Here is a 6,404-nt window from a genome sequence, read left to right on the forward strand (position 1 = left end):
AGTCGCGGATAACGCTCACGCCGAGTGGGGAAAGACGACGACGCCCGGCCCCGTCACCGGGGGCGGGGAAATCGACGGGCGGGCGTCGTCGGTGGGAGTCGTGTCGGGCACACTGCGAGGATGGGAACTGTAGGTGTGCGCCCGTCCCCATACAGCGATCGAGTGAACTTAAACCCGCGTCAGACGCGCGAACGCTCGATCGGCCCGGAGGTCGCGTCGGCCGCTCACGCCGCCCGAGCCGCAACACCGATACGGCCGTCGGCCGACCACGGCGTATGCCCGAACGATGGGAGTCGCTGTTCGCCCGCGCCAGCGAGTACGAGGCGGACCAGCCGGCCGTCAGGGACGCGCTCGCGGAGGTCAGGGATGAGTGAGCCCTCGCCGGCCCGCATCGTCGCCGACAGCGACGTGCTCGCGGCAGATCTGCTGGTCGGCGGCGACGCACGAGAGTGTCTCGACCACGTCCGGAGCCACTCGTGGCTCACGCTGGTCGCCAGCGACCCGCTGCTCGACGACGCCGAGGCGGCGGTCGAGCGCCTCGCCGACGCCGACCTCGCGGCGGACTGGCGCGGTCGGATCGCGGAGCTTCGCGAACCGGTCGAGCAGCCCGCGGGGGATCACCCCGCGCTGGCGTCGGCGTACCACGGCGGCGCGATGCACGTCCTCTCCTTCGACGACCGACTCACCGGGGCGAAGGGGAACACGATGGTCCGTGACCGCGTCGAAACGGCGGTCCGGACGCCGGACGCGTTCGCGACGCTGTTCGATCCCGAGAAGCTCTACCCCGAAGTGGTCGGCGGCGAGTATCCGGGCCCGGACCGGGACCCGCGGACCTGATCCGGATTACTCCAGCGGCTTACGCATGGTGTACCGCTTCACGTCGTACGAACGCTCCTCGTAGAGCGCCTGTGCCGACTCGTTCCACGCGTCGACGGTGAGCGTCACGTGGGCACAGTCCCGCTTCTCGCCCCACGACTCGGCGGCCGCCATCAGCTCGTCGGCGACCCCCTCACGGCGGAACGTCGGCCGGACGTAGATCTCGTTGACGTGGGCGGTGTCGTCGTGGGCGAACACGGGCGGGGCCTCCTGCACCTCAGCGGAGACGAAACCGGCCAGCTCGCCGTCGACGACCGCCACGCGGTCGATGCGGTCCTCGTCGGTCAGGCGCTCGCGGCGGAACTCGATCACGCCCTCGCGGTACTCGTCGGCGAGGGCGTGGTAGGGGTCGTGTTCGGCCATCTCCCGACAGAACGGTACCCAGAGCTCGTCGACGAACGCGGGGACTTCCGAGTCGTGGAGCGGGCGGATCTCCATGCGGGCACGGCGTCGGCGTCAGTCAAAAATCGGTCGACACGGCGTGTCTGCCCGTATAGCGTCGCGATTCCCGGTTACCGCTCGGCGTGCCACAGCCTCACGCTGGACACTACCGCTCGGCGTGCCACTCCGCGAACTTCGCGAGCGCCCGCCCGCGGTGAGAGATGGCGTTCTTCTCGGCCTCGTCCATCTCCGCGAACGTGGTCCCCTCGTGCTCGAAGATCGGATCGAAGCCGAACCCGCCCTCGCCGCGCGGTTCGACCAGCGTCCCCCGAACGCGGCCCTCGAACAGCTTCACGGGCAGCGCCTCCGCCTCGTCGTCTGCGTCCGGCCCCGCAGCGGCGGCGGCGACGCGGTCGTCCTTGTCCACGGGGTCGGGCGAGGCGTCGAACCCCTCGCCGTCGCAGTACGCCAGCACGCAGCGGAACGACGCCGCGCGGTCCTCCTCCTCGCGGGCGAGTTCCCACGTTCGCTCGACGCCGATCGTCTCCTCGGCGTAGGAAGAGTAGGGGCCGGGGAAGCCGTCGAGCGCGCGAACGAACAGCCCGGCGTCGTCGACGAGCGTCGGCTCGCCGGCGTGGCGGTACGCCTCCCGGGCGCCGCGGGCGGCGATCGTCCCGAGGTCGTCGCTCTGGATCTCGGTGTAGTCGTAGTCGAGCTGGGCGATCGAGTCGTCGCCGAGGTACTCCTCGGCCTCGCGGACTTTCCCGGGGTTGGTGGTGACGTAGCGCAGCATCTACCGGACCGTCGGCGCGGCTCCGAAAAGGGTTCGCGGTTCCGGACCGGCTGGATCAGTCGCTCGCTGCGGCCGGTAACGTTCCGGCGCCGGGCAGATCAGTCGGACACCGCGGCTGACAGCGTGCCGCGGTGATCAGTCGTCGTCGACGATGACTTCGACCGGCTCCTCCTCGTCCATCTCGTCGCCGCCCTGCTGGCTCTCCTGCCACCACAGGCCCAGCGCGACGGCGGCCACGACCCACGAGCGCCAGTTGGCGAGGTTGAGCGTGTAGCCGACGCCGAACGGCTGTTCGACGAACATCCCCTCGTCGGGCTGCCAGTGGCTCGACAGCAGCCGACCGATACTCGGCTCCTCGAAGTTGTACGGAATGCCGAACAGCTCGCCGGACTCGGGCTTGCCGCTCTCGTTGTCTGCCATGGGCGAACCGTGGACCGGCGGCGATAAATCGTTTTGGACCGCGCGCCGGCTACTGATAGCGGCCGCGCCCGCGGATCTCCGCGAGACGTTCCAGCACCGCTTCGTCGCCGACCGCGGCGTAGCCGTCCTCGAACGCCCGACAGAGCGGCGCCGGCTCGGCAGCCGTGCCCTCGACGGAGCCCTCGAAGACGTGGAGGTCCATCGCGTGATCCTCGGGGTGGCCGGAGTGATACCCCAGCCCGAAGTCGATCAGGAACAGCCGATCGCCGACGCGGACGTTCTTCGTCGTCGGGTCGCCGTGGACCAGCTCCCGCCCGTGCAGCCGGGCGAGGTGTTCGCCGAGGGTCCGCGCCCGCTCGGTCGTGAGCGCGTCCGCGAGGTCCGTGTCGCCGACGTGCTGGAGTCGAAGGGTCGCTTCGGGCACGTCCACGTCGTGGACCAGCGGCGTCGGCACGCCCGCCTTGCGCGCCTCACTGAGCAGTCGTGCTTCGAGGACGGTCCGGTCCCGGCGGAGGTTCGCGTCGAGGTCGGGGTGGCGGTACGCCTTGGGGATCCGGCGTTTCACCACCACGCCGTCCTGCACATCGACGACGGCCTCCGCGCCGCGTCGGGGGTCGGTGAGGCCCGAGGGGTCGTCCGCGGTCGCGCCGTGGCCCACCGCCACGGACTCGTTCTCGCGCCACGTCACTGGCACCTCGTCCGGGCGGAAGTCCGGGTCGATCGCGCTGTCTTCGATCTCGATCGTGTCGCCGGCGGCGGCCATCTCCGCGCCGAGGACCGCGATCATCCCCGCGTTGTCCCGGAGGAAGCGCGGTTCGGGCGCGTAGAACTCCGCGCCGCGCTGCTCGCACATCTCGGCGAGCATCTCCCGCAGGCGGTCGTTCTGCCCGACGCCGCCGCCGAGTACGAGTTCGTCGCTCCCCGTCAGCGAGAGCGCGCGCTCGCTGACCTCCGTCAGCATCGCGAAGATGTGCTCCTGCAGCGAGAAACAGACGTCCTCGACGGCCGCCCCCTCGTCGACGGCGTCCTTCGCGGCGCTCATCAGCCCCGAGAAGGAGAAGTCCATCCCCTTGACGACGTAGGGGAGGTCGACGTACTCGCCGTCCTTCGCCGCTTCCTCGACCTTGGGGCCGCCGGGGTGGCTCCAGCCGAGATGGCGCGTGAACTTGTCGATCGCGTTGCCGACGCCGGTGTCCATCGTCTCGCCCAGCACGCGGTAGCGGCCGTCGTGGAAGCCGAGCAGGTGGGCGTTCGCGCCCGAGGCGTTGAGACAGACCGGCGAGTCGAAGTCGGCCTCGTGGCGCCCGATCTCGAGGTGGGCGACCATGTGGTTCACGCCGACCAACGGGACGTCGAGTGTGCCGGCGAGCGCCCGCGCGGCGGTGCCGGCGACGCGCAGACACGGCCCCAGTCCGGGACCCTGCGAGAACGCAACCGCGTCGATCTCCCCGTCGGCGTGATCGAGCGCGGTTTCGATCACCCGCGGGATGGCGTCGCCCATGTGTTCGGCGGCCTCGCGCGGGTGAATGCCGCCGCTCTCCGGTTCGTAGGCGTCGGACTCGATGAAGGTTTCGTCGGTGGCGGTGTCGTGGACGGCGGCGCTCGCACACCACGCCGTGCCCTCGACACCCAGAACGCGCATCCGGCGTTACTCGGCGTCCGCGGCGGCTTCCTCGGCGTCGCCCTCGGTGTCGGCCTCGATCTTGTTCCGCTCGAGCATGTGGTCCTGCTCGACGTCGCGGGCGTCGTCGGCCGACTCGTACACCTTCGCGTCGCCGATCGTCTTCCGCATGCCGAACTTCGTGTCCAGCTTCCGGATCACGACCTCGTCCGAGCCCTTGTCGAGCGTCGCCGCGAGGCTGTCACGGACCTGCAGGCGCGAGGGCGTGGCCTCCTCGTGGGTGAGCTCGAAGCGGACGTCGGTACGGTGCAACATCGGGTTCTCGGTCTCGTCGACGATTTCGATCTCCATGGTCAGTTGCCCGAAGATGCGCCGGAAAACGGCAAAAGGATTTCGAAGGGCTACTGTCGCTCTGGTCGGTGGTTGGTGGGTGTCGACCCGTGGGTGGCGGGGTTTCGGTGGTTACGGTGGTAGATCGGACTACGGCGCCGACTACAGTTCGATCGTTGGTCACTGAGACAGCACCCGCAACAGCATCTCGTTCGTAGACCACTTGCGACCGCAGGGTGCCGGGCACAAGGCCCGTCATCAGAAATCGGAGATTTCTGATTGGCAGACGAGAGCTTCGCTCTCGTCGACGGCCGCGAGGCGTCCACCGCCACCGCACCGCTGTGGCGGTCGGCGCGCGACGTGAGCGCGTCGGCGCGAACGAGCGCGCGAGGGATGAGCGAGGCCGAAGGCCGAGCGAGTCGGCTGGGGAGGTCTGTGGGCTGTGCGGGGCGGCGCGGTCACAAGGTGCCAACGATCGAGCTGCTGGTGCTGTCGTGGTCACCACTCCAGTCGCAGCCACCACCAGCATCGAGAAATGCGCCTCGAGAAGCAAACACCCACAGAAACCCCGAATCTACACACCCAGCGTCGCCAACGCCGCGTCCGCGTCGCCGTCGAACCGCACCAGCAGGTCGCGCATCTCCGCCCGCGCGGCCTCCGTCACCTCGATCAGCACCATCCCCTCGCCGGGCTGGCCGTAGACGACGCTCCCACCCAGCGGCGCCGCCAGCACCGCGGGGAGCGTCGCGAGGTCCTCCTCGCCCTCGACGACCAGCAGCGTGTCGGGTTCGGCCTCGACGGCCTCCCGGAGCGCGAGCAGCAGTTCCCGGGAGAGCTCCGCGGGCTCGTTCACCACTTCGGTCCGGTGCTCGCCGGCGTCCGTGAGCGCCTCGCGGACCTCCTCGGGGATCGCGGCGCGCTCGGTCAGCCCGTCGATCACCGAGACGTGTGGCTCGTGACCCGCCTGCCGGAGGTGGTAGGTGACCATGTCGCCGACGGCGATGATCGGCTCCTCGGCCTCGGCGAGCAGCGCCTCCACGTCGGTAAACAGCGGGCCGAACGGCTCCTTGAACGCCTCGCGAAGCTCGGGCGGCAGCGTGAGCACGTTAGCGGACCTTCAGCGCGTAGCTCCCCGGCTCGGTGACCTCCATCTCGTCGGCCACGTCGCTCTCCTCGGGGTGGTTGATGATCACGTAGCCCGCCCAGTCCTCGGTGAGGCTGGAGGATCCACAGTAGTCACAGCTCTGGCTGTCCGGGTCGTTGACGTAGTGACACTCCCGGCACGCCAGTCGCGGGTCGGCCATCTACGCTTCCTCCTCCTGCCGTTGCTCGTACTCCTCGGCCAGCCACTCGTGCTTGCCGAGCCCGGGCTGTTTGGCCGTCAGGCCGATCTTGGAGTCCCGGGGGTTGCGCTCGTCGATGCTCTTGGTGACGATCCGGACGCGCACGGCGTCGTCGACGCCGAGAGTCTTGTCCGTGTCCGAGGAGGCGAGCTGTTGGTTCTCGCCGTCGTACGCCAGATACTCGTTGGAGATCTGGGAGACGTGGAGCAGGCCGTCGATCGGGCCGATCCCGACGAACGCGCCGAACTCCACGACCTCGACGACCGTGCCGTCGACGACCTCCTGCATGTCCGGGTCGTAGGTGATGGCGTCGAACTCCGCCTCGTAGTAGACGCCCGGCCGGTTGGGCAACACGGCGCCGTCGCCGATGTCGTGCACCTCGACGACGCTCACGACGCTACCCACGTCCTCGTCCATCCGTCCCTCGAGCTTGTCCTGGAGCAGGGCTTTCACCCGCTCCTCCGTCACGTCGGCGAGGTTCCGCGGCGGCACCTCGACCGTGTCCTTGAGTCGTACCCGTTTGTACATGCTAGGTTTCAGTTATCTCCAGTGTGTTCCGCCCCCTTAAACCGATTACGTCAACGCCCGCGTCGAGCAGGCGATCGCGAAGCGGGCGGTCGTTGGTCACCGCGTACACGTC

General features: G+C 69.3%; 9 protein-coding genes and 1 pseudogene. 1 reads left to right on the plus strand and 9 read right to left on the minus strand.

Translation table 11 applies throughout. The annotated features are described in order from the left end of the window. The first annotated feature begins 366 nt into the window (after positions 1-366). Complete coding sequence (locus ACFR9S_RS09260) at positions 367-837, plus strand: DUF7384 family protein (RefSeq protein WP_379818482.1); 471 nt, start codon at positions 367-369, stop codon at positions 835-837. A gap of 6 nt (positions 838-843) precedes the next feature. Here ACFR9S_RS09260 and ACFR9S_RS09265 read toward each other — a convergent pair whose 3' ends face one another. The 9 genes and pseudogenes from ACFR9S_RS09265 to ACFR9S_RS09305 form a co-directional block, all read right to left on the minus strand. Continuing rightward, a complete protein-coding gene (locus ACFR9S_RS09265) occupies positions 844-1,314 on the minus strand; it encodes a GNAT family N-acetyltransferase (RefSeq protein ID WP_379733002.1) in 471 nt (156 codons plus the stop codon). 109 nt (positions 1,315-1,423) lie between these two features. Next, a complete protein-coding gene (locus ACFR9S_RS09270) occupies positions 1,424-2,050 on the minus strand; it encodes a non-canonical purine NTP pyrophosphatase (RefSeq protein WP_379818483.1) in 627 nt (208 codons plus the stop codon). Between the two features lie 135 nt (positions 2,051-2,185). After that, positions 2,186-2,470 (minus strand): DUF5808 domain-containing protein, encoded by a 285-nt coding sequence (locus ACFR9S_RS09275; RefSeq protein ID WP_379732268.1) that lies wholly within the window; start codon positions 2,468-2,470, stop codon positions 2,186-2,188. A 49-nt stretch (positions 2,471-2,519) separates the two neighbouring features. Then, positions 2,520-4,112, minus strand: a complete 1,593-nt coding sequence (locus ACFR9S_RS09280; RefSeq protein WP_379732267.1) for a bifunctional N(6)-L-threonylcarbamoyladenine synthase/serine/threonine protein kinase — start codon at positions 4,110-4,112, stop codon at positions 2,520-2,522. Between the two features lie 6 nt (positions 4,113-4,118). Beyond that, positions 4,119-4,442: a 30S ribosomal protein S24e gene (locus ACFR9S_RS09285; RefSeq protein WP_379732266.1), complete on the minus strand. Its 324-nt coding sequence runs from the start codon at positions 4,440-4,442 to the stop codon at positions 4,119-4,121. 553 nt (positions 4,443-4,995) lie between these two features. Further along, positions 4,996-5,526, minus strand: a complete 531-nt coding sequence (locus tag ACFR9S_RS09290; protein ID WP_379732231.1) for a GTP-dependent dephospho-CoA kinase family protein — start codon at positions 5,524-5,526, stop codon at positions 4,996-4,998. Between the two features lies 1 nt (position 5,527). Next, positions 5,528-5,725 carry a transcription elongation factor subunit Spt4 gene (gene spt4 / locus ACFR9S_RS09295; RefSeq protein WP_049979771.1) on the minus strand — a complete coding sequence of 66 codons (198 nt, stop codon included), beginning with the start codon at positions 5,723-5,725 and terminating at the stop codon, positions 5,528-5,530. Next, a complete protein-coding gene (locus ACFR9S_RS09300; protein WP_379732230.1) occupies positions 5,726-6,292 on the minus strand; it encodes a DNA-directed RNA polymerase in 567 nt (188 codons plus the stop codon). It lies immediately after the preceding gene. Position 6,293: 1 nt separating this feature from the next. After that, positions 6,294-6,404 (minus strand): annotated as a pseudogene (locus ACFR9S_RS09305) (twitching motility protein PilT); the annotation flags it as partial.

The sequence above is a fragment of the Halolamina salina genome, from assembly GCF_042678005.1.
GTDB classification, from domain to species: Archaea; Halobacteriota; Halobacteria; order Halobacteriales; family Haloferacaceae; genus Halolamina; species Halolamina salina.

Excerpts from the sequence above, each read along its gene's own strand:
- ACFR9S_RS09260 (WP_379818482.1), top strand. The coding sequence starts at position 367 with ATGAGTGAGCCCTCGCCGGCCCGCATCGTCGCCGACAGCGACGTGCTC.
- ACFR9S_RS09265 (WP_379733002.1), bottom strand. The coding sequence starts at position 1,314 with ATGGAGATCCGCCCGCTCCACGACTCGGAAGTCCCCGCGTTCGTCGAC.
- ACFR9S_RS09270 (WP_379818483.1), bottom strand. The coding sequence starts at position 2,050 with ATGCTGCGCTACGTCACCACCAACCCCGGGAAAGTCCGCGAGGCCGAG.
- ACFR9S_RS09275 (WP_379732268.1), bottom strand. The coding sequence starts at position 2,470 with ATGGCAGACAACGAGAGCGGCAAGCCCGAGTCCGGCGAGCTGTTCGGC.
- ACFR9S_RS09280 (WP_379732267.1), bottom strand. The coding sequence starts at position 4,112 with ATGCGCGTTCTGGGTGTCGAGGGCACGGCGTGGTGTGCGAGCGCCGCC.
- ACFR9S_RS09285 (WP_379732266.1), bottom strand. The coding sequence starts at position 4,442 with ATGGAGATCGAAATCGTCGACGAGACCGAGAACCCGATGTTGCACCGT.
- spt4 (WP_049979771.1), bottom strand. The coding sequence starts at position 5,725 with ATGGCCGACCCGCGACTGGCGTGCCGGGAGTGTCACTACGTCAACGAC.
- ACFR9S_RS09300 (WP_379732230.1), bottom strand. The coding sequence starts at position 6,292 with ATGTACAAACGGGTACGACTCAAGGACACGGTCGAGGTGCCGCCGCGG.